This is a genomic window from Actinopolymorpha sp. B11F2, from assembly GCF_040195635.1.
GTDB lineage: Bacteria > Actinomycetota > Actinomycetes > Propionibacteriales > Actinopolymorphaceae > Thermasporomyces.
Window position 1 is genome coordinate 355,631 of the sequence record NZ_JBEFTX010000003.1, and the last position, 22,557, is coordinate 378,187.

19 protein-coding genes are annotated in these 22,557 nt (G+C 69.2%); 11 read left to right on the forward strand and 8 right to left on the reverse strand.

All coding sequences use genetic code 11. The features are described 5' to 3' along the window. Positions 1 to 202 precede the first annotated feature (202 nt). A complete protein-coding gene (locus tag ABN034_RS34305; RefSeq protein WP_502878985.1) occupies positions 203 to 532 on the forward strand; it encodes a zinc finger domain-containing protein in 330 nt (109 codons plus the stop codon). A gap of 22 nt (positions 533 to 554) precedes the next feature. Here the strand turns inward: ABN034_RS34305 and ABN034_RS08090 are convergent, their stop codons facing one another. The 4 genes from ABN034_RS08090 to ABN034_RS08105 form a co-directional block, all read right to left on the reverse strand. After that, the gene (locus tag ABN034_RS08090; protein WP_349690365.1) at positions 555 to 2,918 is read right to left on the reverse strand and encodes a glycoside hydrolase family 65 protein; all 2,364 of its coding nucleotides are present in this window, start codon (positions 2,916 to 2,918) and stop codon (positions 555 to 557) included. Then, positions 2,915 to 3,694: an HAD family hydrolase gene (locus ABN034_RS08095; protein ID WP_349690366.1), complete on the reverse strand. Its 780-nt coding sequence runs from the start codon at positions 3,692 to 3,694 to the stop codon at positions 2,915 to 2,917. Before ABN034_RS08095 ends, ABN034_RS08090 begins: the two co-directional genes overlap by 4 nt. Positions 3,695 to 3,796: 102 nt before the next feature. Further along, the gene (locus tag ABN034_RS08100) at positions 3,797 to 5,086 is read right to left on the reverse strand and encodes an acetamidase/formamidase family protein (protein ID WP_349690367.1); all 1,290 of its coding nucleotides are present in this window, start codon (positions 5,084 to 5,086) and stop codon (positions 3,797 to 3,799) included. Positions 5,087 to 5,467: 381 nt separating this feature from the next. Next, on the reverse strand, positions 5,468 to 6,070 hold the full coding sequence (locus ABN034_RS08105; protein WP_349690368.1) for a TetR/AcrR family transcriptional regulator: 603 nt from the start codon (positions 6,068 to 6,070) through the stop codon (positions 5,468 to 5,470). A 104-nt stretch (positions 6,071 to 6,174) separates the two neighbouring features. Between ABN034_RS08105 and ABN034_RS08110 the strand changes: the two genes are divergently transcribed. After that, entirely contained in the window at positions 6,175 to 6,753 is a 579-nt protein-coding gene (locus ABN034_RS08110) for a DUF1330 domain-containing protein (RefSeq protein WP_349690369.1), read from the forward strand. Positions 6,754 to 7,184: 431 nt separating this feature from the next. Beyond that, a complete protein-coding gene (locus ABN034_RS08115) occupies positions 7,185 to 8,474 on the forward strand; it encodes an enolase C-terminal domain-like protein (RefSeq protein ID WP_349690370.1) in 1,290 nt (429 codons plus the stop codon). Positions 8,475 to 8,555: 81 nt separating this feature from the next. Here ABN034_RS08115 and ABN034_RS08120 read toward each other — a convergent pair whose 3' ends face one another. Both ABN034_RS08120 and ABN034_RS08125 read right to left on the reverse strand, forming a co-directional pair. Beyond that, positions 8,556 to 9,353 (reverse strand): GntR family transcriptional regulator, encoded by a 798-nt coding sequence (locus ABN034_RS08120; RefSeq protein WP_349690371.1) that lies wholly within the window; start codon positions 9,351 to 9,353, stop codon positions 8,556 to 8,558. A gap of 178 nt (positions 9,354 to 9,531) precedes the next feature. Further along, positions 9,532 to 10,386 (reverse strand): SDR family NAD(P)-dependent oxidoreductase, encoded by an 855-nt coding sequence (locus ABN034_RS08125; protein ID WP_349690372.1) that lies wholly within the window; start codon positions 10,384 to 10,386, stop codon positions 9,532 to 9,534. Positions 10,387 to 10,573: 187 nt separating this feature from the next. Here ABN034_RS08125 and ABN034_RS08130 point away from each other — a divergent pair, with 187 nt between their 5' ends. The 7 genes from ABN034_RS08130 to ABN034_RS08160 all read left to right on the forward strand — a co-directional run bounded on the left by ABN034_RS08130 (position 10,574) and on the right by ABN034_RS08160 (position 18,701). Continuing rightward, the gene (locus ABN034_RS08130) at positions 10,574 to 11,611 is read left to right on the forward strand and encodes a phosphotransferase enzyme family protein (RefSeq protein WP_349690373.1); all 1,038 of its coding nucleotides are present in this window, start codon (positions 10,574 to 10,576) and stop codon (positions 11,609 to 11,611) included. A 76-nt stretch (positions 11,612 to 11,687) separates the two neighbouring features. Further along, the gene (locus ABN034_RS08135) at positions 11,688 to 14,909 is read left to right on the forward strand and encodes an AfsR/SARP family transcriptional regulator (RefSeq protein ID WP_349690374.1); all 3,222 of its coding nucleotides are present in this window, start codon (positions 11,688 to 11,690) and stop codon (positions 14,907 to 14,909) included. Positions 14,910 to 15,057: 148 nt separating this feature from the next. Next, positions 15,058 to 15,456 (forward strand): large conductance mechanosensitive channel protein MscL, encoded by a 399-nt coding sequence (mscL, locus tag ABN034_RS08140; RefSeq protein ID WP_349690375.1) that lies wholly within the window; start codon positions 15,058 to 15,060, stop codon positions 15,454 to 15,456. 183 nt (positions 15,457 to 15,639) lie between these two features. After that, the gene (locus tag ABN034_RS08145; RefSeq protein WP_349690376.1) at positions 15,640 to 16,602 is read left to right on the forward strand and encodes an AraC-like ligand-binding domain-containing protein; all 963 of its coding nucleotides are present in this window, start codon (positions 15,640 to 15,642) and stop codon (positions 16,600 to 16,602) included. Positions 16,603 to 16,709: 107 nt separating this feature from the next. Further along, positions 16,710 to 17,312 (forward strand): hemerythrin domain-containing protein, encoded by a 603-nt coding sequence (locus ABN034_RS08150; RefSeq protein WP_349690377.1) that lies wholly within the window; start codon positions 16,710 to 16,712, stop codon positions 17,310 to 17,312. Positions 17,313 to 17,421: 109 nt separating this feature from the next. Next, complete coding sequence (locus ABN034_RS08155; protein ID WP_349690378.1) at positions 17,422 to 17,805, forward strand: VOC family protein; 384 nt, start codon at positions 17,422 to 17,424, stop codon at positions 17,803 to 17,805. Next, positions 17,802 to 18,701, forward strand: a complete 900-nt coding sequence (locus ABN034_RS08160; protein ID WP_349690379.1) for a Rid family hydrolase — start codon at positions 17,802 to 17,804, stop codon at positions 18,699 to 18,701. The genes ABN034_RS08155 and ABN034_RS08160 overlap by 4 nt, the downstream gene beginning before the upstream one ends. On the opposite strand, the gene ABN034_RS08165 is transcribed toward ABN034_RS08160, so the two are convergent. After that, positions 18,644 to 19,276 carry a hypothetical protein gene (locus ABN034_RS08165; RefSeq protein WP_349690380.1) on the reverse strand — a complete coding sequence of 211 codons (633 nt, stop codon included), beginning with the start codon at positions 19,274 to 19,276 and terminating at the stop codon, positions 18,644 to 18,646. The two genes, ABN034_RS08160 and ABN034_RS08165, sit on opposite strands and share 58 nt — an antisense overlap. A gap of 215 nt (positions 19,277 to 19,491) precedes the next feature. Here ABN034_RS08165 and ABN034_RS08170 point away from each other — a divergent pair, with 215 nt between their 5' ends. After that, a complete protein-coding gene (locus ABN034_RS08170; RefSeq protein WP_349690381.1) occupies positions 19,492 to 21,204 on the forward strand; it encodes an HNH endonuclease signature motif containing protein in 1,713 nt (570 codons plus the stop codon). A 92-nt stretch (positions 21,205 to 21,296) separates the two neighbouring features. Here ABN034_RS08170 and ABN034_RS08175 read toward each other — a convergent pair whose 3' ends face one another. Further along, entirely contained in the window at positions 21,297 to 22,556 is a 1,260-nt protein-coding gene (locus ABN034_RS08175) for a GAF domain-containing sensor histidine kinase (protein ID WP_349690511.1), read from the reverse strand. Position 22,557 lies beyond the last annotated feature (1 nt).

Sequence of the window (22,557 nt, forward strand, 5' to 3'; positions counted from 1 at the left end):
ATTGATCGTCACGTGGATGAGCCAGGGGCGTCAGGAGAAACTTCGAGAAACTGATGTCGTATGGACCAAGGGCAGCTCCTAGCGTGCGCTGTGCGATGCAGCGGTTGGTCGACGTCGAGCTCGTCGTTCACACTGCGTGTCCTGGTCGCCGTGTCGCAACCATCAGCTACACGTGCGGCGGATCCGACGTGGTCGCCGCACGATGGCTCTCGAGGAGACCACCGATGCGTCTCGTTGCCTGGAAGGCGATCGCGTTCTTGATGTTTGTCGCTGTTGGCGTCATGGTGATGGCGAGGTGAACGACGAACATGTCGATCCCATCGACTCTGGCCGTCTCGATTGGATCTGGGATGGCGGCCTCAGCGAGCACGGCTACACGGACGCCGACCTGGCGACGACGGCCCGCGTCCTGTCACGGCGGTGTCCGAGATGCAATGCGGAGATAGGAACATGGTGTCGCACAGCAGCGGGCAACACTCTGGCCAGTCTCGATCTCCAGCACATAGCGCGCAGGCTCATATGGCATCAGTAGGCACGTGACCTGGGCTACTCGGTCAGCGCGGTAGCACCGGCTTGCGGCGGAACGGCGCCCGCCCGGGAGGTTGCTGGGGCGGAGTGCGACGCGGCGTCGGTGGGATGGGTCGTGTGACGGGTGCGTCCGGAGTGAGGATGAGCGGTTCGCCGTGGTGGCCGATCTCGATCGACGGACCGCCCAGCAGCGAGTACGTCGCCTCCTCCGGATGGATCGCCACCCGGATCTGGCTGCCGGTGAAGCACATCCGGAACGTGATGGCGGCCAGCTCCGGCGGCAGGCGCGGCGCGAACGTGAGCTTCCCGCCGTGGTCGCGCATGCCGCCGAACCCCGCCACCGTCCCGATCCACGCGCCGGCAAGCGACGCGATGTGCAGCCCGTTGTGGACGTCGTGCTGCGTGTCGTGCAGGTCGGCGAGGGCCGCCTCGGCCAGATAGTCGTAGGCAAGATCGAGGTGACCCACCTCGGCGGCGAGCACGGCCTGGGTGCTGGCCGACAGGGACGAGTCCCGCACCGTCAACGCTTCGTAGTAGTCGACGTTGCGGGCCTTCTGCTCCGGCGTGAACGCGTCACCGCGCAGGTGCATCGCGAGCACCAGGTCGGCCTGCTTGACGACCTGTTTGCGATAGAGATCGAAGTACGGATAGTGCAGCAGCAGTGGGTAGTGCTCCGGCGGCGTGCCGGCGAAGTCCCAGTGCGCGTGGCTGGTGAAGTCCTCCGCTTGGGGATGCACCTGGAGGGTCTTGTCGTAGGGAATGACCATCCGGTCGGCTGCGTCGAGCCAGGCGGCGATCTCCTCCTCGTCGACATCCAGCTCGCGGGCGACCCGGGGGAGGCGTTCGCAACGGATGCCCGCCTCGCGGAGGTTCTTCTGGGCCATCAGGTTGGTGAAGACGTTGTTGTCGACGACCGCGGTGTACTCGTCGGGGCCGGTCACGCCGTCGATCCGGAACCCCGCGTGCGGATCGTGGTGGCCGAGCGACATCCACAGCCGAGCGGTCGCCACCAGCAGCTCCAGCCCGTAGTTGGCTTCGAACTCCTCGTCCTTCGTGGCCGCGAGGTAGCGGGCGGTCGCGTCGGCGATGTCGGCGTTGACGTGGAACGCCGCCGTGCCTGCCGGCCAGTAGCCAGAGCACTCCTCGCCGTTGATCGACCGCCACGGGAACGCCGCGCCCGTCTGGCCGAGCTGGGCCGCCCGGGCCCGGGCCTTGTCGAGGGTGGCGTAGCGCCACATCAACGCGCTTCGCGCCGCCGCCGGCACGGTGTAGGTGAGGACGGGCAGGACGAACGACTCGGTGTCCCAGAACGCATGCCCGTCGTAGCCGGGCCCGGTCAGCCCCTTCGCCGGGATCGCGCGGGTCTCCCCACGAGCCCCGGCCTGCAGGACGTGGAACAACGCGAACCGTACCGCCTGCTGCAGCTCGGCGTCCCCGTCGATCTCCACGTCGGCGGAGGCCCAGAAGTCGTCCAGATAAGCCCGCTGCTCGTCGAGAAGACCCTGCCAGGTCGTCCGCCTCGCACCGGCCAGGGCTGCCTCCACCTGCGAACACAAGGCCGAGGTCGACCGCTGGGCCGACCAGCCGTAGGCGACGTACTTCGTGAACGCGAACCGCTGGCCCTCCGGCACCTCGACCGCCATCGTGAGCCGGGCCAGGTCACCGTCGGCCTCGATCTTCGTGCGTACTCCGTCCGGCGTCTCGATCTCGTGGTCCATGCCGGCGGCCATCCGCAGCCCGGACCGGCGGGTGTGGTGGGACAGCACCGCGCTGTAGTCCACGGCGGCCGCGAAGTCTGCGACCAGTGGAGCCTGGAGAATTGCCGCGACGCGAGGGTCGTCCGACTCCGGTTCGATCGCTTCGTTCGCCAGCAGATCCGACTGCACGACCAACTGCATCCGGCCATCGAGCGGCTCGACCTCGTAGCGGAGGGCGGCGACCGCCCGTTGCGTGAACGACACCAGCCGCTCGCACTGGATACGCACCTGCCGCCCGGTGGGCGACACCCAGTCCGTACGCCGTCGGAGTGTGCCGGAACGGAAGTCCAGCTCCCGGGCGTGGAACGGCGCGGAGCCGTAGCGCATGTCCAGTGGTTCGTCCTCCACCAGCAGCCGGATGATCTTGCCGTCGGTGACGTTCACCACCGTCTGGCCGTCCTCCGGGTAGCCGTAGCCGGCTTCGGCGTACGGCAGCGGACGGCGTTCGAAGAAACCGTTCAGGTAGGTGCCGGGCAGCCCGCGCGGTTCGCCCTCCTCGAGCGATCCCCGGAACCCGATGTGGCCGTTGGACAGCGCGAAGGTGGACTCGGTGCGCTTCAGGGCGCTGACGTCGAGGGTGCGCCAGCGCAGCTTCCACGGCGAGACCTCGTAGCCGCGCGGAGGGGCGCTCACCGGTGCACCGCGAGGAGCTCGGCGAGGTCGGACACCACCAGGTCGGCACCGTGGGCCCGGAGCGCGTCGGCGTGGTGGGTGCGGTCCACTCCCACCACGAGCCCGAAGCTGCCCGCGCGTCCGGCCTGAACGCCTGCGAGGGCGTCCTCGAAGACCGCCGCCTGCGAGGGCGCCATGCCCAACGCCTCGGCGCCGGCGAGATAGGAGTCGGGCTCCGGTTTGCCGCGCAGGCCACGTTCGGCGATCACCACGCCGTCGATTCTGGCCTGGACGAACCGACTCAGGCCGGCGGTGTCCAGGATCAGCTCGCCGTTGGCCGAGGACGTGACGACCCCGACCGAGAGCCCGGCGTCGTGGACGGCGTGCAGATAGCGCACCGACCCCGGATAGGCCGTGACGCCGCGCTCCTTGACGATGGCCAGGAACAGCGTGTCTTTCCGGCTGCCGATGCCATGCACCGTGTCACTCGTCGGCGAATCGTCCGGACTGCCCTCCGGCACCTGGATTCCACGCGAACGGAGAAACCCCCGCACGCCGTCGTCGCGCGGCCGGCCGTCGACGTACTGCAGATAGTCGCGTTCGCTGAACGCCGTGAAATCGGCACCGTCGCGCCGGGTGAGAAACGCGTCGAATGTCTGCTTCCACGCCTGTCGGTGAAGGCTCGCCGTATTGGTCAGGACCCCGTCAAGGTCGAACAGGCAGGCCGCAATCCCCGCAGGCAGACCGATCATCACGCTCCCCATGATGCCCGCGGTGGCGACCGGGGAACAGGACAACGAGGAGATCGTGCCGGCAGGCGAGGAAACGACGCCGATCTGGTGTCGTGCGATTTCTGATGAGGTGGAGGGCCCAGGTCCGGCGGCGCGCGTGGAGCGCGATCAGCTGTCGAGATCGATGAAGTGCGCCTTCTGGATCACGCCGTGCACCCCGACAGTCCGGTCGACGACCTGGGAGATCTCGAAGTTCGCCGCCGCCGACAGGTAGGCGTAGGCCACCGCCCGATCCATCCCCAGGTCGTGCTCGAGGAAGTCGAGCGCGTTGACCACCGCCCGCCGCATGGCGATGTCGAGATCGTTGACCTGGCCGTTCTGCGATCCGTCCGGGTCCGACAGGCCGACCGGCACCCACGCCTGCGGCGTCTCGACGAACGGATAGGTGTACGAAACGGACGGCACGTCCGGCGAGCCCGGCTTGTGGACCGTCAGCCTGAACGTTCCGCGCAGCGAGCCTTCCATCGCCGTCAACGCGACTTCACCGTTGCCCATCGCCATGTGCGGGTCACCGATGTAGAAGAGCGCGCCTTCGGCGAACACCGGCAGGTAGAACCGCGAACCCACGCCGAGCAGGTTGATGTCGATGTTTCCGCCGCCGAGCGTCGGCGGGATGGAGTTGAGCTCCGGCGCGGTGAGAGCGTCGGCTGACGCGAAGGCCACGCCCATCATCCCCATGAACGGATCCAGCGGGAAGACCACCTCGCCCGAACGCCCCGCCGGCAGGACACCCGTCAAGGTTCCCTTGGCTTGGCTGCGTACGGGCGTGAACGTCGACACGTTGCCGTAGTGCGTCGGGTCTCCGGTGTCGCGGCCGTCGGTTTCGACCGGCGGCATGATCTCGTCCATCGTGATGCCGGCCGGCACCGCTCCCCCGGGCAGGCGAGGCAAGGCGCCCTTGCCGTGCCGGCTCGACACCACGCCGTAGGGCACCCGGGGCAGCATTGACAGCATCTGCACCTCGAGCACGTCGCCAGGCTCGGCGCCGTCGACATGGACCGGCCCGGTGACCACGTGTGGGCCATCTACGTCGAAGTTACGCGTCGTCCGCGAGTAGTCGGCCGCGATGGCGACCACGTCGTCGAGCACCTTGTCGCGACTGACGCCGTGGCTGGCGAAGTATTCGACCGGGTCGCGGCCCTGGTCTTCCAGGATGCCCTCGTGCGACACCGCATCGATGGTCACCGTCTCACCCGACCGCATGCGAAGGACGGGTTCGCTGCCAACGGCCGGTACATATCCCCAGCGCACCTCGTCCGGCCGCGCGGGGACATAGTGCTTCCCGAGAATCGGGCCCTTACCGGGTTGGAGAATCCCTCCCAGCGGGCCGGTCGGTGCCGCCTGCGGCATCGCGGCCGAGACCGGTGCCGCCGCATGTGCCACGCCGCCACCGAGCATGGCCGATCCGGCGGCAGCGGCACCCAGTCCACCAACCGCTCCAGCCGCTCGGAGAAACTCACGCCGACCCAGCTGGTCGATGAGTGCCTATCGCACCTCGTCGGCGTTGTCCGCTGTCTGCATGTACGTCCTTCCCTTACGCGAATCGGTCGAACGAACGTCAGTGCGCCTCATTGCCCGCCGAGTTGTCTGATGCGCACTGGGCCGTTCGATGCGCACTGAAGGTCTCCACACGGGTTCCTAACAACCGAAGGTTTCACCGATGCTGCGCGGGTGTTGTGCGCGCATAACGGTCGACGATCCCGAGCGGTGCGACCTGCCTGGCAAGGGTCAAACATCCCCACCTCCACGGCCACCATCGACGGCGTACCGCTTCGATGGTCAGGCCTTCTCCTCCGGACCCGGTGCGAGCATGCGGGCCGAGCGGGTGACGAGGTTGTCGATGAACGCCCGGGAGGTCGGCTGCCTGGTGACGAGGACCCGGAGGTAGATCGGCGCCAGCAGCGATTCGACGGCGTCGATCGGGCGGACCTCGCGAGTGGCGAGTCCGCGTTCCTGCGCCCGCCGGACGATCTCGGCGGTGTGCGCGAACAGGCTCGACCAGTAGCCCGCGGCCGCCTCGGCGAGGCGCGGGTCGGTGGTGCCGGCGATCAGCGGAAGCATCGTCTTCGAGATCGGCGCCTCGAGCGTGGCGACGACCCGGCGGGCGACGCGTGCCAGGTCGCGCCTGAGGTCGCCGGTGTCAGGCAGCGGGGTCTCCACGGGTGTCAGCGCGATGAGCAGGTCGGCGATGAGGCCCTCCGTCGACAGCCACCTGCGGTAGATCGTCGTCCGGTGGATGCCGGACCTGCGGGCCAGCTCGTCGATGGACAGCGCGGCGGTCTCGCCCTGCTCCAGCGCCTCACGCACGGCCGCGAAGACCCGCTCCCGGACCTGGGCACTCCGCCCGCCCGGGCGGGTGCGTACCTGATCGACGCCTTCCATCGTCGCCCACCCTAACACTACAGATGTTGCACTAGCGCGTCGGTGGTGGGTACGCTCGCTTGGCGCTACAGGTGTCGCATTAACACGCGAGAGAAGGAGTGATCATGAGTGAGCCCCGTGAGACCTACTACCAACTCGTCCTGATCTGGATCCGCGACGCCGCGATGTTCGGCGAGTACCTCAGCCAGCTTCCGCCGATCGTGGCGAAATACGGCGGTGCGGCGGATCGGATCTTCCAGCCGATCGGCGTTTCCGGCGATGCGCTGACGCTCCCCCACGCGGTCAACTTCGTTCACTATGACGACCAGGAGTCCTACCGACGCTTCGGGGAGGATCCGGACTTCAGGCAGATCGAGCCGTTGCGCAGCGGGTCCATCGACATGCTGGCGTTCGAGGGCTGGTTGACTCGGGCGAACCCGACGTCCGACGGGTTTGACGACCGGACCTACGCCATCGACCTGGAGTTTTCCGACAAGACGTCGCAGCCGTCGCACGAGGACACGGGGCGTGGAGTCGAGGTGGAATACGTCCTGAGGGTCGACACCGGATCGGTGGTCTCAGGTCGCACACCACACCAGGTACGGATCGCCTACTCCGCCGGCACCAACGGTGACGCCACGCCCGAGACGTCCACCGCGTCGACGATCCGGATCACCGCCAAACCCCAGACGCTCGCTCCTTAGCCGGCGCATACATATGTGCGCGACCTTTAAGGGCTTCCGCCGCATCGAAGCTGCGCAATCCGCGGGAAGAGGTCGCGCAGCCGGCGGCGGAAGTGGCGTCGCTGTACCCGGCGCATGTTCCGTACATGCTTGTCAGCGCCTGGCCCACGACGGACCGCCTGGCTGTATCCGGGCGGGTCGGCTGGCGAGGGCTGAGGAAGACCCGCGGCGCCGCCCATGTGAGGCCCCGTTGGAGGAGGTCCCCCTCACGCGGACCTATTGGACAAGTTGCCCCTCATGCAATGCCCTATTGGGGCAGGCCTCCCTCATGCAGCGCCCAGTTGGATCAGGGTGGCCCTCACCGAAAGTTACGAGATGTACCCAAATTGGGCGACTAGTATGGTAGCTCCTCGCCAGTCGGAGTACGGAAAATCGTGGAGAGTGAGTAGCCGTTGAAGATCACCGACCTGCGGGCCACCACGATCACCGTTCCGCTGGAGGCGCCGCTCCGCCACTCCAACGGCGCGCACTGGGGACGGTTCGTGCGTACGATCATCGAAGTCGACACCGACGAGGGGATCACCGGTCTCGGCGAGATGGGCGGTGGCGGCCAGCCCGCCGACTTCGACGGGCTGAAGCCGTATCTCGTGGGGCACGATCCGTTCGAGCTGGAGGCCCTGCGGTTCAAGATCGCCAATCCCACGGCGTCGCTCTACAACAACCGGACGCAGCTGTTGGCCGCGATCGAGTTCGCCTGCCTCGACCTCTGTGGCAAGGCGCTCGGTGTCCCGGTGCACAACCTGCTCGGCGGGAAGGTCCGCGACACGGTGCCGTTCGCGAGTTATCTGTTCTTCCGGTACGCGCATCCGGCGACAGGCCAAGGGGAGATCTTCAGCCCAGGCGGACTGGTCCAGCACGCCAAGGAACTCAAGGAGAGGTACGGATTCACCACCCACAAGCTCAAGGGTGGCGTCTTCGAACCCGCCCATGAGCTGGCGTGCTTTCGGGCCCTCGCCGAGGCGCTGCCGGACGACCGGGTCCGCTACGACCCCAACAGCGTGCTGTCGGTGGACGAGGCGATCAGGTTCGGGCGGGCGATCGAGGACCTGAACAACGACTACTACGAAGACCCGACGTGGGGCCTGCACGGCATGCGCCAGGTGCGGGACGCGGTGGCGATTCCCCTTGCCACCAATGCGGTCGTCGTCACCTTCGAGCAGCTCGCCACGAACCTGCGCGATCCGGCGGTCGACACGATCCTGCTGGACACGACGTTCTGGGGTGGAATCCGCGCCTGCATCAAGGCGGCGGGCGTCTGCGAGACGTTCCAGCAGCAGATCTGCGTCCACTCCTCCGGTGAACTGGGTATCCAGCTCGCCACCATGCTCCATCTCGGCGCGGTCCTGCCGACGCTCACGTTCGCGGCGGACGCGCACTACCACCACCTCGTCGACGATGTTCTCGTGGGCGGCAAGATGACCTACCACGATGGCGCGATCGCAGTGCCCACCGGACCCGGTCTGGGTGTCGAGCTCGACCGCGACCGGCTGGAGCACTATGCCGAACTCTTCCGTCGGCTCGGCAGCTACGCCTATGACCGCGACGCGCTGCGCCCGGGCTGGTTTCCCCTCATTCCCAACAGCTCCTGGGCGCGGCCGGAGTCCGCGGACACGTCGTCGATCCCCGGCCTGGCGGAGCTCGCCGAGCTTCCTCCACCGCCGCCGCGCCCGTCCACCACGTGACCACGCGCCCGGCCAACTGGTCTGGGCACAGGGCAACAAGGGCATTCGACGTACGGCCGGACTCCTGCTGACCGCGGGTGCTCAGCGCCGGCGTCGAGACGCCGCCTTCGTGGCGGTCCGTTTGACTGGCCGCGGGGCCGGCGCCTCCCTCACCTCGTCCTCCTCCTCGTCGAGAACGAAGTAGTCGGGGTGCTCCTGCTCGAGCGGTTCGAGGATGTCCAGCGCGATCCGCAGATGGTGGCTCAGTACTTCGTCGGCCTTCTTGCGCTGCTTGGAGGTGACGAAGTCGACGATGGCGCGGTGTTGGGTGAGGAGTTCGCCGAGGATGGTCGGATCGGGCAGGCTCAACATGCGTACCCGGTCCAGGTGCGCCTTGGCCGACGACACGATCGGCCACACGCGCGGGTGGCCGCCGATCTCCAGCAGGGTCCGGTGCAGGGCTTCGTCCGTGGCGAACCAGTGGTGCAGGTCGCCCTTGCGTCCGGCCTCCTCCTGCTCGTCGAGCAGAGCGCGGAGGTAGGCCTCGTCGGTGGAGGTGATGTTCTTGATCGCGTGGGGCAGTGAGGCGCGTTCGAGGGTCTCGCGGATGAACTGGATCTCGATGACGTCGCGCACGCTGATCCTGGAGACAAAAGTCCCTAGCTGGGGTGCGACCTCCACGAGGTTCTCGTCGGCGAGCCGGATCAGTGCCTCGCGTACCGGGGTACGGCTCACGCTGTGCCGGGCGGCGAGCTCGTTCTCCGACAACGCCTGTCCAGGAAGAAGATCGAGGGAGACGATGGCTCGGCGGAGCAGCGCGTAGACCTGTGATCGCGTGCTTGCGCTGCGGAGCACGTCGAGCTGTGCCCGTCGTGGACTGCGCAGGGCCCGTCCGGCCATGAGGTCGAGCCACCTTTCCGCTGTACCGCGTTCTCTCCTCGGATGGTAGAGCACCACACTGGGTGGCTCGCCGTCAGCCGGCTCGTCGCAGTGCCCCGCTCATCGCCTCGTCGTCAAGACGATCTTGCCTCGCGCCAGCTGTGCGCTGGTGAGCACTGACGACCGACGAAGGTCTTCGCTAGTGCACCGTCAGCACGCCGCCCTGGCCGGCCGCCATCCCGCCATCCGCTGCGTACGTCGCGCCGGTGACGTAGGACGACGCTCTTCCGGCGAGGAACGCCACCACCTCGGCGATCTCCTCGGCCCGGGCGATCCGCGGTTGGGGCGTGTCCGGCAGGTCGGCCGGCCGGTCGGGTTCGGCGGGCGGCTCCGGGGCTGGGGTCCGACCGGGATCGCTGGTCAGTAGCAGGGGAGTGTCGACCGGCCCGGGTGCCACCGCGTTGACCCGGATCCGGTCGGATGCGTGATCCACCGCCATCGAACGCACGAGCGCGTCGACACCGGCCTTGCTCACCGAGTAGCCGAGCACCCGGCGGGCGGGAGCCCGGCCCTGCACCGACGAGATGGCGACGATGGTGCCGCCGCCGCGCTCACGCAGGAGGGGGATGGCGAACTTCGCCGCCCGGTAGATGCCGGAGAGATTGACGTCGAGGACGGCGTGCCAGTCCTCCTCGGTCGTGTCCTCCGCCGTGCCGTAGGTCTGGATTCCCGCGCTGCAGACGAGGATGTCGAGCCCACCATGGCGTTCGACCGCCTCGGACATCAGACTGCGCATGTCGTCGGCCGAACGGACGTCGGCGACAACTCCGGTCACGTTCACGCCTTCGACCTCGGTCGCGGTCACCGTCCGCGGGTCGTGGCTGCAGTAGACCACCGACGCTCCACCGGCCGCGAGGCGGTCGACCACGGCCCGGCCGATGCCGGTCGAGCCGCCGGTGACGACCGCGACCATCCCGTCGAAGTCACGCCTCTCGCCGCCAAGGCTCTCGGCGCGTCGTGGCCTGGTGCCGCCCGAGGTGGCGGTGGCGGTCATGGGCGACTCCTTGTCGCAGTGGTGCGTGGCGTCGATCAGGCCGCGGAGTGTGTGGTGCAGGAGGTATCGCTGGTGCGACGCCGTGCAGGTGCACGAGGATACGGTCCTTGCGTGTCGAGCCTTCGCGAGAGTTCCGCCATGCCTGCGCGGGGTGACTGTACCGCCGAGAGTCAGGGAGTGGTCATCGATGTCCGGACCGCCTGCGGCCGAGCTCGTCGCCGAGCACTTCGGGCTGGGGCCGGCCACTGGTCCGATGGTTCCCGTCCGGCACGTGAGCCAGGAGACCTGGCGGCTGGACACGACGTCGGGCTCCGCGCTGGTCAAGCGGTTCTGGGAGGGGCCGGAGGTGCCGTGGCGCGCCGACCTCGAACGTGCGATGGACATCGAACGCCAGGCACTGGACGCCGGCGTCGACACCGTGGAACCGATCCAGCCGCCCGCGCCCCAGTTCGGCGCGGCCGCGGCGATCGACGGGCACGGGGTGTTCCGTGCCTATCCGTACCTCGAACACCGCCCGCTCGAGTCCGGCGACGAGATCGCCGGCTGGCTGGGTACCACGCTGGCCCGGATCCATCAGCTGCAGCAGCTGGCGGAAACACCTGCACTGTCCTGGTGGTACGGACAGTTCACGCCCCTGCCGCCTGAGCGGTGGAACGAGTGGCTGGGCGAAGGGCGCGCGCAGAACCGCCCCTGGGCAGCCACTCTCGCCGACCGGCTCGGCCTGATCCACGAGCTGGGTGCTCGGATCCTCGACGTGTTCTCCGCGACCGGCCCGTACGTCCTGACCCATCGCGACTTCGAGCCGTGGAACGTCCTGATGACGCCGACCGGCGAGGGCGGCGGGGCGGCTTGGCGGCCGGTGCTCATCGACTGGGACGTCGCGGGCCCCGACAGTGCACCGTTGGAGGCCGCGCACGTCGCGACCGTCTTCGCGATGCGGGGCCGCGACCGCCCGGACGTCGCGCTCGTCCGGCAGATGTTGACGGCGTACGAGGAAGCCGGCGGCCACCGCGTGCCGCGCCGTCCGGACCTGTTGGTTCGACTCCTCGGCATGCGGCTCTCCAAGCTCCGGCAGTGGGTCGAGGTCGCGCTCAGTCCCACTGGCGTGGAGTCGGCAGAGCGCGCCGACCGGGAGGTCCTCGACCGCCTCGAGCGCCTGCCTGCACAGGTCGCGGACGTCACGGAGTACGCCCGCGTCCTGTCCCGTGCGCCGGGTCCGGGTTGAGCCAGCGGCCCCGGTTGTTGCGTACATCTCCACAATGAGAGGTCGGTACGAAGGTAGGCCGGAGGGAGGCTGCGCAGTGCGCATCCGGGTCCTCGGCCCGCTCGAAGTCGGGACCGGTGAGGGCTGGCGGTCCGTCACCGCGGCGAAGTGGCGCTCGCTGCTCGCCCGCCTCGTCGTCGCGGACGGCCAGGTCGTTCCCGTCGATCAGCTCGCCGAGGAGCTGTGGCCGCAGGACCAGCCACGCGGTGCGGTCAACCAGATCCACGGCTACGTGATGAGGCTCCGGCGCGCGCTCGGTGACGGGGACGCGACCGTGCTGCGGACCAAGGCGCCCGGCTACGAGCTCCGCCTCCCGCACGAGGACATCGACGCCGGCCGGTTCGACCGCCTGGACGCCGAAGGGCGCGCGGCACTTCGCGACGGGGACGCCGACACCGCCCGGCGGCTCCTGGCGGAGGCGCTGGAGCTGTGGCGGGGGCCGGCCTTCGCCGACGTGCCGTCGACGCCGATCATCCGGACCGCGGCGGATCGGCTCGACCAGCGGCGCACGTCCGCCGTGGAGACGCGGATCGACGCCGACCTGCTCCTCGGCAACCACGCGGACCTCGTGGAGGAGTTGGAGGCCCTGACCGAAGCCGATCCGTTCCGCGAACGGGTGTGGTCCCAACTCATGCTCGCCCTCTACCGGTGCGGCCGGCAGGCGGATGCCCTCGTCGCGTACCAGCGGCTGTGCCGCCTCCTGCGGGACGAACTCGGCGTCGAGCCGAGCCGGCCGGCGCGGAAGCTGCACGAGCAGATCCAGCGCGCCGACCCGGATCTCGAGCTGCCGCCGCACCGGTCACCAGGGGGTTCCAGAGCGCCGGCGGCGGTCGCGACGCCACAGGAGCCGGTGCCACGCCAGCTTCCGACCGGTCTCACCGACTTCACCGGCCGCGACGCCCAGCTCGGCCAGCTCGACGACCTTCTCGGCGACCGCCGCCCGCCGTCCCACGCCGTGGTGATCACGGCCATCGCGGGCATGGGTGGTATCGGCAAGACCTCGCTCGCGGTGCACTGGGCGCACCGCGTGGCCGGGGAGTTCCCCGACGGTCAGCTCTTCGCCGACCTGCGCGGCTACGCGCAGTCGCCGCCGCGAGAGCCGGGTGAGGTGCTCGCGGGCTTCCTCCGGGCCATGGGCATGCCGCCGGACCAGGTGCCGTTGGACATCGACGAGGCCGCGGCCCTCTACCGGTCGCTGTTGGCCGACAAGCGGATGCTGGTCGTCCTCGACAATGCCAAGAGCGCCGAACAGGTACGCCCGCTGCTGCCCGGCAGTGCGTCCTGCCTGCTTCTGGTGACGAGCCGCGACCAGCTGAGCGGGCTCACGGCCCACCACGGCGCCGGGCGCCTCGATCTCGACCGGCTCGACGTCGCCGAGTGCCTTGCCCTGCTCACCCGGATCCTCGGCGAGCGTCGGGTGGCGGGCGAGCGCGCCGCCGCCGTGGATCTGATCGACCTGTGCGCCCAGCTTCCCCTCGCCCTCCGCCTCGCCGCGGCCGACCTGGCCGCGGAGCCTCATCGACCGATCGCGGCGGTGGTGGCCGAGCTCTCGCACGGCGACCGGCTCGCCAGGATCGGGATCGAGGGAGGACAGGACAGCTCGCTCAGGGCCGCGTTCGACCTCTCCTACGAGCGGCTGGGGACACCGGAACGGCGGGCGTTCCGCCTCGCCAGCCTGGCGCCCGGTCCCGACTTCAGCGCCGCGGCCGTCGCCGCGCTGGCCGCCGTTCCGGTCCGCGAGGCGAGGCGGCTGCTCGGGCGGCTGGTCGCGGGCCACCTGCTCGAGGTGCGCCCGCCGGGGAGGTACGCGTTCCACGACCTGCTCCGGTTGTACGCCGCGCAGTTGCTCGGCCCGGACGAACGGGTGGCGGCGACGACGCGGCTCTTCAGCTGGTACCTCCACACCGCCGCAGCTGCCGTGGCCGCGGCCTTCCCGCATGTCGTACGGCTGCCGGCCACCGTCTCACCACCTCCGCCGGAGCTGCCCGACGTTCCCGCGGCGGAGTTCGACGATCGGGACGCCGCGGCCGGGTGGCTCGAGGCCGAGCGGGTCTGCCTGGCGGCCGTCGTCCAGGCCGCCGCGGAGCCCGGAGTCGTGGACCGCGTACCGTCCTGGCTCCTCGTCGACGTCCTCCGCAGCTTCTACTTCTTCCGCCGGCACCCCGGCGACTGGATCACGGCCGGTCAGCTTGCCCTGGCGGCGGCGACCCGCGACGGCAGCCGGGGCGGGGAGGCCGCTTCCGAGCTCAGTCTGGCTCAGGCGTACCGCTGTGTGAGTGACTACGCCGCGGCGAGGGCGCACGGCACCCGTGCCGCCGCCCTGTGCCACGAGGTGGAGTGGCCGGAGGGAGAGGCGGTCGCCTACAACGAGTTGGCCGTCGTCGAGTTCGAGCAGGGCCGCTACCGCGCGGGCGCCGAGCTGCAGGAGCGCGCCGTGGTGATCGACCGCCTGGTGGGTAACCGGGAGTACGAAGCGCGGCACCAGCTGAACATCGGCTCCGCCCGCCTCTACCTCGGCCAGCTCGCCCTCGCCGCCGACCGGTTCGAACGGACTGTGGAACTCGCCTCGGAGACCGAGTCGCCGCAGCTGCACAGTGCGGCCCTGTCGAATCTCGCGGAGGTCTACCGCTGGCAGGGGAGACTGGACAAGGCGCGGCACTGCCTCGATCGAGCCCTCCGCATCCAACGCGCGGCCCGCTACGACTCCGCGCTCCTGGTGACGACCGCCAACCTCGCCAACCTGCACGGGGACCTCGCCGACCTCCGTGGGGACCCGGCCCACGGACAGGTGGCGGAACGGCACGCGGACACGGTGTCACGCCTGGCCGAACGCATGCAGAGCGGCCGGGTGGACGGCTGTGCCCTGGTGTTGCAGGCCGACGCCGCGCTGCGGCGCGAGGATCATGCCGGCGCGGTGGCGTACGCGCAGAAGGCGGGACACCTCTTCACCGAGGGCGGAAACCGGCTCGAGCTCATCGACGCGCACCTCGCGCTCGGCCATGCGTACCTTCGGCTCGGCAACCACGACGAGGCGCTCACCGCCGCCCGGGCGGCGGTGGACACCGCACGGGAGATCGACGCCCGCGGCTATGAGGGAAAGGCACTGACGTTGCTCGCCCGGGTTCAGCTCGCGGGAGGCGGCGATGTCGAGTGCGTCGCGGCCACCGCGCGGCAGGCGCTGGCGATCCACCAGGAGACAGGGCACCGTCCTGGCGAGAGCCAGACCCGCGCGCTGCTCGAGACCCTCACCGAGAGCTGACCCGGGAGCCAAGGACGCCCCAGGTCCGGCCCCCTACCGCCGAGGAGTCCACCTGCGGCCACGACGTTTGCGGAAAGCCATGATCCGGAAAGGCTGCAGATCATCGGCAGGCATGCGCGCTCGAGAACGAGGAAGCCAGGAGACGGTCATGCTCAGAGGATTCAAAGAGTTCATCATGAGGGGCAACCTGGTCGAGCTGGCCGTGGCGTTCGTCATGGCCGTGGCGTTCGGTGTCGTCGTCACCAAGGCGGTCGACGTCATCATGAGCCTCATCGGCATGGTCGGGGGTCAGCCGGACTTCAACGCCTGGCGACCGGGCGGGATCCCCCTCGGTGCGCTGATCACCGCGATCGTCTCCTTCCTCATCCTCTCGGCGGTCGTCTACTTCCTGATCGTCGTGCCCTACAACAAGCTCAAGGAGCGCCAGGCGCGCGGGGAGGAGCCGGCCCCTCCGGCCGATGACATCAAGCTGTTGCAGGAGATCCGCGACATCCTCGCCTCCCGTGACCAGTCCGGCAGTGGCAGTGGTAGTGGCAGTAGTAGGTAGTGGCACCGGCGTCTGAGCGACCCGCTCCGGCGGATTGAACCCATGCCCGCACCTCGTCCGTACGCCCCAAGAGAGGGGTGGCGGCGCCCTGGCACCCCAGGCAGACTGCCGAGCGGGACAACAACGTCGTCGGACGTCCGTTCATGGCAGACTCACAGGCCGCGACGCACGGTGGAGGTGGGCATGAGCATGGTGCTGCGCACCGACGATGTGCCGGTCGCTTCTCGACCTGACTACTGGCAGGACGTCGTCGACAACACAGCGGTGCCGTTCGAGGGAAGCTTCGTCGACGGGTCGGACTACAGCTGCTCGATGGTCGTCGGCAGCGTTGGGGCGATCGACGTCGCAGACGCCACGATGCCCCCCGGGGTCTGCCTGCGTTCCCCGGCCCGGATCCGCCTGTCAGGCCCAGACGTCTACCGGATCGATGTCCTGCGGGTCGGGCGGCTGATCATCCAACAGGACGGCCGGGAGTGCGTCCTCGGGCCGGGCGACTTCATGCTGTTCGACCCGTCGCGGCCGGCCCGGATCATCCATTCGGCCACCCGCCACGTCGCACTGACGATCCCGCGCATGATGCTGCCACTGCGGAGCGACGACGTGACCCAGCTGACCGGTACGCGCATACCCGGTGACCACGGGATCGGCGCCCTCGTCTCGTCCCTCGCACTCCAGCTCCCCCGCTACCTCGACGACTGCGCCGCATCCGAAGGTGTACGCCTGGGCACCGCGGTGGTCGACCTGCTCACAGTGGCGCTGACGACCCAGCTGCGGCGGACCGCCACGGTCGAACTCGGCACCCGGCAGCAGGCGCTACTCCACCGTGTCCATGCGTTCATCGAGCAGCGGCTGGCGGATCCGGAACTCTCTCCGAGCGCCATCGCGGGCGCGCACTACATCTCGCTGCGCTACCTGCACAAGCTGTTCGAGGCGCAGGACGTCACCGTGGCGGGGTCAATCCGACAACGCCGGCTCGAACGCTGCCGGCGGGACCTCGCCGACCCCGCACTGCGGACGAGACCGTTGAGTGCGATCGCTGGCCGCTGGGGATTCGGCAGCGCGGTGCACTTCAGCCGGGCGTTCCGCTCCGCATACGGCGTGCCGCCCAGTGAGTACCGCAGGCAGTGCGAGGCGCTGGCCAGCTGAGCGTTGTGCGCGATCCGTCGAGATGTGCGCTGCACTGACAGTCCGCTGGCCGTGCCAGGCCGCAGGCTGGACGTCGGATGTCGTCCAGGAGGCGGGAGGTACGCGAAATGGCGCAGGACACGGGTGAGGCGGGTTGGGCGCTGACCCGGCTGGTCAAGATGCACGCGGGCATGCGCGATGACCTTGCCCTGCTCCGCCGCGCGGTCGCGGTGATCACCGAGGACTGCCAGGACCTGGCCGACGCGGCGGCCGTGCTCACCCGCCTGTCCTTCCGCCGGCCCGGCTGGACGCTGCGCCGCTACTGTGCCAGCTTCTGCGGGTTCGTCCACGCTCACCACGAGGTGGAGACCTCGATGCTCTTCCCCGCTCTGCTCCAGCAGCAGCAGGATGCGGGAGAACCGGAGTTCGAGCAGGTGATCGCCCGCCTCGACGCCGACCACCGCGCGCTGACCGACGACCTCGAAGAAGCCGAACGTGCCCTCGCCCGCCTCCCCGGCGACGAGGCGGCAAAGGCCGCGGCCGCCGGGGCGTTGGTGCGGCTGGCAGACCGCCTGACCGAGCATCTCGACTACGAGGAGACGAGTCTCGCGCCGGCGCTCAACCGGATGTCACGTGTCGTTCCCGAGGACGCCTTCCCGGCTCCGCCGCCGGAGCACTTCGGGATTTCCAGATCATCGGTTCTGGAAACCGACCACGCAGGGCAGGATTAGGGGTGTCCGGCTGGTCGGCGAGGTCGCGGGCTTCGTCGCGGTCGAGGTCGTCAATGTCGTTTGACGCTCTGGACATCCCCAGGATGTTCGGGCATGGGGAGGAGCCACGATGCCGGTCCAGTTCAACCACACCATCGTCCACGCCAAGGACAAGCGCGAGTCTGCCACCTTTCTCGCCGACATTCTCGGACTGGACGCACCCACGTCGTACGGGCCGTTCATGGTCGTCCAGGTCTCCAACGACGTGTCGCTCGACTTCGCCGACGACCACGGGCCTGTGCACCCGCAGCACTACGCCTTCCTCGTCGAGGAGTCGGAGTGGGACGAGATCTTCGGCCGGATCCGCGAGCGTGGGCTGGACTACTGGGCTGACCCGGGACGCAACCGGCCGGGGGAGTTCAACACCAACGACGGCGGCCGGGGCGTCTACTGGGAGGACCCGAACGGTCACTTCCTCGAGATCATCACCCGTCCGTACGGCAGCGCCGGTTGACGCCGCCACCTGGCCCGGACGCCGTCGAGCCGGAGCGTTGGCCCCAGGTGCATGGGTCGGACGCGCCTGGCGCCCGGGACTTGCGTAGACCGGAGTTCCCGGATCCGGCCGACCCGGAGCTGGGGTCGTCGGCCTATGCCCAGGCCGTACGGCTCGGCACGACGATCGAGACCTCCGGCCAGGGGGGCTGGACGAGGACCCGCGACTACCCGCCGACGGTGCACGGTGAGGTCGTCCAGGCACTCGACAACGTAGCGAGCGTTCTGGCCGGCGCCGGCGCGTCGTGGGACCACGTGACCGCGGTGCATTCGTACCACGTCATCGACCGCGACTGGGAGGCCGAGGTCGACGCGGTGATGAGCGCCGAACTCCGCACCCGCATGCCGTCGCATGCACCGATCTGGACGAGGGTCGGCCTGCCCAAGCTCGGACCGCGCATGCATGTCGAGGTCCGCGTGGCGGCCGTCGCACCACAGGGCTGGAGTGAGATGACACGACCGGAGTTCTTCGTGAAACCCGGCTACGGCGAGGCCCAGCTTGCCCGGCGCTACTCTTCGCAGGCGGTACGGGTCGGCAACCGCGTCGAGACCGCGGGGCAGGGTGGGTGGTCCGACGACGGGGAGTTCCCGGAGAGCCGGCACGACGAGATCGTGCAGGCGTTCGACAATGTGGAACGCACCCTGCGTGTCGCGGGGGCATCATGGACCGACGTGATCAGCCTGCAGTCGTACCACACCCAGCTCGACGACGACGAGTTCGGGAGCATGAGCGGCGAGCTCCGCGCCCGTATCCCCACCCACGCGCCGATCTGGACCGCCGTCGTGGTCAGCCGCCTCGGTCATCCGAAGATGAGGGTCGAGATCGCCGTCACCGCGATCGTCGGCGCCGGGGAATGATCCGCGGGTGACCCGCTCGCGGCGCCCGACGGTGAAATACAGCTGGACGAGCAGCATGCACCCGAACGCCTCGATCGTGCGTACGCCATAGCCCGCGACCTCACCCACCAACCCGTCGACTGGGCGACACCAAGTGCCTCCGCCAGGTGGATGACGGGCGCGGTTTGACTGGTGGCCGCCACGATCACGAGCGTGGCGAGGGTGATGCCGACGGCGACCCGCACCGGAGGTGGCCGCCGCGCCTGGAGCGCCGGGATGAGGACGGCGGCGACGAGGAACGGCTCGTTGAGGGTACGGAAGCGGCTCGGCAGGTCGCCCACGAGGAGAACTGTCGCGGCGAGCAGGCACGTGGCCGCTGTCGCCGTCGTGACCACGCAGCGCCGGCGGGCGGGCCGGCTGACGAGGTGTGGTCGGGCGAACTCGATCCAGGCGGCGAGCAGCATCGCCAGCAGCAGGGCTTCGCTGTTGCGCGCGGCCGGTCCGGCGACCCACTCCGGCAGTGTCGCCGGCCAGACCTCGAAGGCGACCCCTACCAGGACCGCCGCCTGGCCGCCGTAGAAAAGGCCCACCCGCATGGGCAATGGACCCTCGCAGGCACCGTTGCAGCGCCGTTGCTTCTATTGGGCTCGCGACTGGGTGCGGTGCGATGGGACCTTCCCGGAAGGCAGTCATGACGCGGGCGCTGGCGGGTCTGGGTACTCGTCAGGGGTGGCAGGTAGAGGGCTGAACCCGTTGAAAACAAGGCCATTTCTAGGTGCAGTGATGATCAACTACTGGTAAAATCGCTCCTATGTTCGATTCTCGGGTTCTTGACCTCAGCGCGTTGGCTTCGGCTGCGCCGGGTCCTGAGCTTGCCGCTTTGTTGGCGGGGATCGATGTTGCTGCGGTGAATGGTCATGTGCGGGTTCTGGTGATGGCGGCGTGGGAGCGGCAGGTGTCGTGGTCGAACGCGCAGTTGTATGGGGCGATGGCGATGGTGGCGCGGTCTCCTGCGTGTGAGCCGGATTCGCCGCCCGAGCTGGATCGGTGTTTTGGTGAGTTCGCCTCGGCTGAGGTGGGTGCGGCGTTGTGTATGTCGCCGGGCTCGGCTGATCGTGAACTGTCCTTCGCCTACGAACTCACCGAACGACTCCCAGGCACTCGGGCCGCACTCGCGGCGGGGACCATCAATCTGGGCAAGGCGCGGACGATCGCCGAGGAGACGTGCGGCCTGTCACCGGAGCTTGCGCGGGTGGCGGAGGAGTGGATTCTCGCTGCCGACGCTGCGGCCGGGATGGGTTTGACTCGGGCGCAGTTGGTGCGGCGGTTGCGGCGGAAGGTGCTGGAGCTCGACCCGGACGGTGCTGAACAACGCCGTAAGGAAGCACAGCAGGGTAGGCGGATCCGGTTCGGGGCTAACCCCGACGGCACGGGCAGCATCACCGGTCAGGACCTGCCGATGGCGGGGACCGCGGCGGCGCGGGTGTTCGTCAAGACCGTCGCCAGACGCATCAAGGGCGAGGGTGATGGCAGGACGTTGGCGCAGATCGAAGCCGACGTGTTCCTCGACCTACTCCGCGGCCGAAACCCCGCCGCCAACCCCGCTACGCCCGGATCCACCAACGGACCTGCCACCGGCGCCGAGACGACTGCCCTCAACCGAACCGCAGGGTACCCCGCTCACGCAGGCCCCTCCACTCACGCAGGCCCCTCCACTCACGCAGGCCCCTCCACTCACGCGGAGCCGTCCGATGACGCAGACTCGCAGGGACCTGCCGCGGGCATCGACCTCGGCGGCCGCGCGAACGTCACCGCCGGCACGGCATGGTCAGGCCCGGACACCGGGGTTGACCTGGATGACCTCGGTGATGGCGGGGAGTGTGCCGAAACAGGTGATGAGCACCTGGTGGCCAAGGTCGAACTCATCGCCGACCTCGAAACCTGGCTCCGCCTCGGCGAGAAGACAGGCGAACTCGCCGGCCTCGGCGCCATCACCCCGGCGGTGATCGACGACATCAAGAACGCCGCCGCAGGCGGGTTCGAGTACTGCCGCACCGTCACCCTCGACAGCAAAGTCGTCTACCACCAGGCCAGCAGCCGCCGCTACAAACCCACCGCTACCCAACGCCGCCTCATCCAGGCCACCCAACGCAGCTGCGTCCAACCCGGCTGCTCCAGACCGGCCACGCAGTGCGACCTCGACCACAGCTTCGAACACCGGCTCGGCGGACCTTCCTGCGCATGCAACCTCGCGCCCCTGTGCCGTAGACACCATCGCGCCAAACACGAAGGCGGCTGGTGGTGGACCCAGAACCAACCCGGCCACCTCACCACCCAAAGCCCTCTCGGCCACACCTACACCGTCGACCCCGAACCACCGCCCACCACCGACCCCACCGAACCCGCCGACACCGAGAGGGCAAATGCCGAGCCAGCCGAAACAGCGCAGCCAAACCTGCAGCACGACCTGCCACGACGACACGGACCTCACCTGACCAGGGAAGAGGCCGGCACGCCGTTCTGAGGCGACGCTCGTCGGTGCGGTGCGGTGCGGTGCGGTGCGGTGCGGTGCGGTGCGGTGCGGTGCGGTGCGGTGCGGCTACGCTCTGGCGCCGGTCACGTGAGCGAGACGCGCGCGGTCACCGTCGTACCCTCCCCGACTCGCGAAACCACAAAAAGCCGACCACCGATCAGCTCGGCGCGTTCGGCCATGCTCCGCAGGCCATATCCCCGGTCCGGATCGCCGGCGTCCGGTCCGTCCCGGGCAACGGCTCCGTCGCGCGGTTCGCGGTGCGATTCCGGGCCGTCGATGTTGGTTTTCCGCCCGGCGGCTTGCGATTCCCGACCGTTGCCAGCCGGTTGCCGCCCACCTTCATCCCAGCCACGGCCATCGTCGGCCACCACCAGCGCCACGTCTTCGCCGGTGCGCCGAAGCTGGAGCCGGATGGTCGAGGCGTCGGCATGCGTGACCGCGTTCTGCAACGCTTCCTGCGCGATACGGTAGAGCGCGATCTCGACATGCTCGGGGAGCGCGCATTCGTCGACGTCCACCTCGACGACCACCCCGATCCCTGGCGTTGTCCGCGCCAGGCTGGCAAGGCTGTCGGCGAGGCCGAGGTCATCCAGAACGGGTGGTCGCAGGCCGTTGATGGCCGCCCGCGCCTCGTCCAGCGTGAGGCGCGCGAGCGTACGCGCGACAACCAACTGCTCGGACGCGAAATCCGGCTCCGAAGTCAGAGCGTCAGCAGCGGCGTCCAGGTGGAAGCGGAGGCTGCAGAGGCGCTGGGTGATGCCATCGTGGATGTCGGCGGCGAGTCGACGCCGTTCCGCTTCCTGCGCAGCGATCGCCTGCTCGGTGAAGCGTTCGTGGGCGCGTTCGCGAGCTGCGAGTCGGCGCCGCAGGTGGCGGGCATGAGTTCCACTGGCGATCAGGCTGCCGATCGACGTGAGCAGCCGGACGTCCCCATCGGTGAAGTTGCGCCGGGCCCGCGTATAGACACTCAGCGCGCCGACAATGCCGCCCGGCGAACTGGTCATCGGCACCGAGACCATCGACATGTACGCCTCAGCATCAGGATCCAGGCCCACCCGGCCGGCTTCCGGGAGCGCCTCGCCGAGCCGGATCCTGACCCGTCCGACCCCTCGGTCGTACGGCGGAGTCGCTCCGCGAAGCGTCAACCACTGCCCGGCGGCGTCGAGCCCCGCGGCGTGGCGTCCAGCGCCTGCGGGCTGTGAGGCTTCGAGATCCAGGTCGTCAAGTGCGAAGAGGAGACACGCGTCGGTCCCGGTCGCGGCAGCGATCAGTGGCGCCACCCGCGGGGCCAGGTCCTCCAGCGAAAGACCCGAAGAGGCCACCTCGATGATGTCGACGAGCATC

Bases quoted from the DNA above. Each gene is read 5' to 3' on its own strand.
- ABN034_RS08145 (WP_349690376.1), top strand. From the start codon at position 15,640: ATGAGCATGGTGCTGCGCACCGACGATGTGCCGGTCGCTTCTCGACCT.
- ABN034_RS08120 (WP_349690371.1), bottom strand. From the start codon at position 9,353: ATGGCCGGACGGGCCCTGCGCAGTCCACGACGGGCACAGCTCGACGTG.
- ABN034_RS08100 (WP_349690367.1), bottom strand. From the start codon at position 5,086: ATGCTCGGTGGCGGCGTGGCACATGCGGCGGCACCGGTCTCGGCCGCG.
- ABN034_RS08150 (WP_349690377.1), top strand. From the start codon at position 16,710: ATGGCGCAGGACACGGGTGAGGCGGGTTGGGCGCTGACCCGGCTGGTC.
- ABN034_RS08155 (WP_349690378.1), top strand. From the start codon at position 17,422: ATGCCGGTCCAGTTCAACCACACCATCGTCCACGCCAAGGACAAGCGC.
- mscL (WP_349690375.1), top strand. From the start codon at position 15,058: ATGCTCAGAGGATTCAAAGAGTTCATCATGAGGGGCAACCTGGTCGAG.
- ABN034_RS08105 (WP_349690368.1), bottom strand. From the start codon at position 6,070: ATGGAAGGCGTCGATCAGGTACGCACCCGCCCGGGCGGGCGGAGTGCC.
- ABN034_RS08130 (WP_349690373.1), top strand. From the start codon at position 10,574: ATGTCCGGACCGCCTGCGGCCGAGCTCGTCGCCGAGCACTTCGGGCTG.
- ABN034_RS08175 (WP_349690511.1), bottom strand. From the start codon at position 22,556: ATGCTCGTCGACATCATCGAGGTGGCCTCTTCGGGTCTTTCGCTGGAG.
- ABN034_RS08125 (WP_349690372.1), bottom strand. From the start codon at position 10,386: ATGACCGCCACCGCCACCTCGGGCGGCACCAGGCCACGACGCGCCGAG.
- ABN034_RS08170 (WP_349690381.1), top strand. From the start codon at position 19,492: ATGTTCGATTCTCGGGTTCTTGACCTCAGCGCGTTGGCTTCGGCTGCG.
- ABN034_RS08110 (WP_349690369.1), top strand. From the start codon at position 6,175: ATGAGTGAGCCCCGTGAGACCTACTACCAACTCGTCCTGATCTGGATC.
- ABN034_RS08165 (WP_349690380.1), bottom strand. From the start codon at position 19,276: ATGCGGGTGGGCCTTTTCTACGGCGGCCAGGCGGCGGTCCTGGTAGGG.
- ABN034_RS34305 (WP_502878985.1), top strand. From the start codon at position 203: ATGGCTCTCGAGGAGACCACCGATGCGTCTCGTTGCCTGGAAGGCGAT.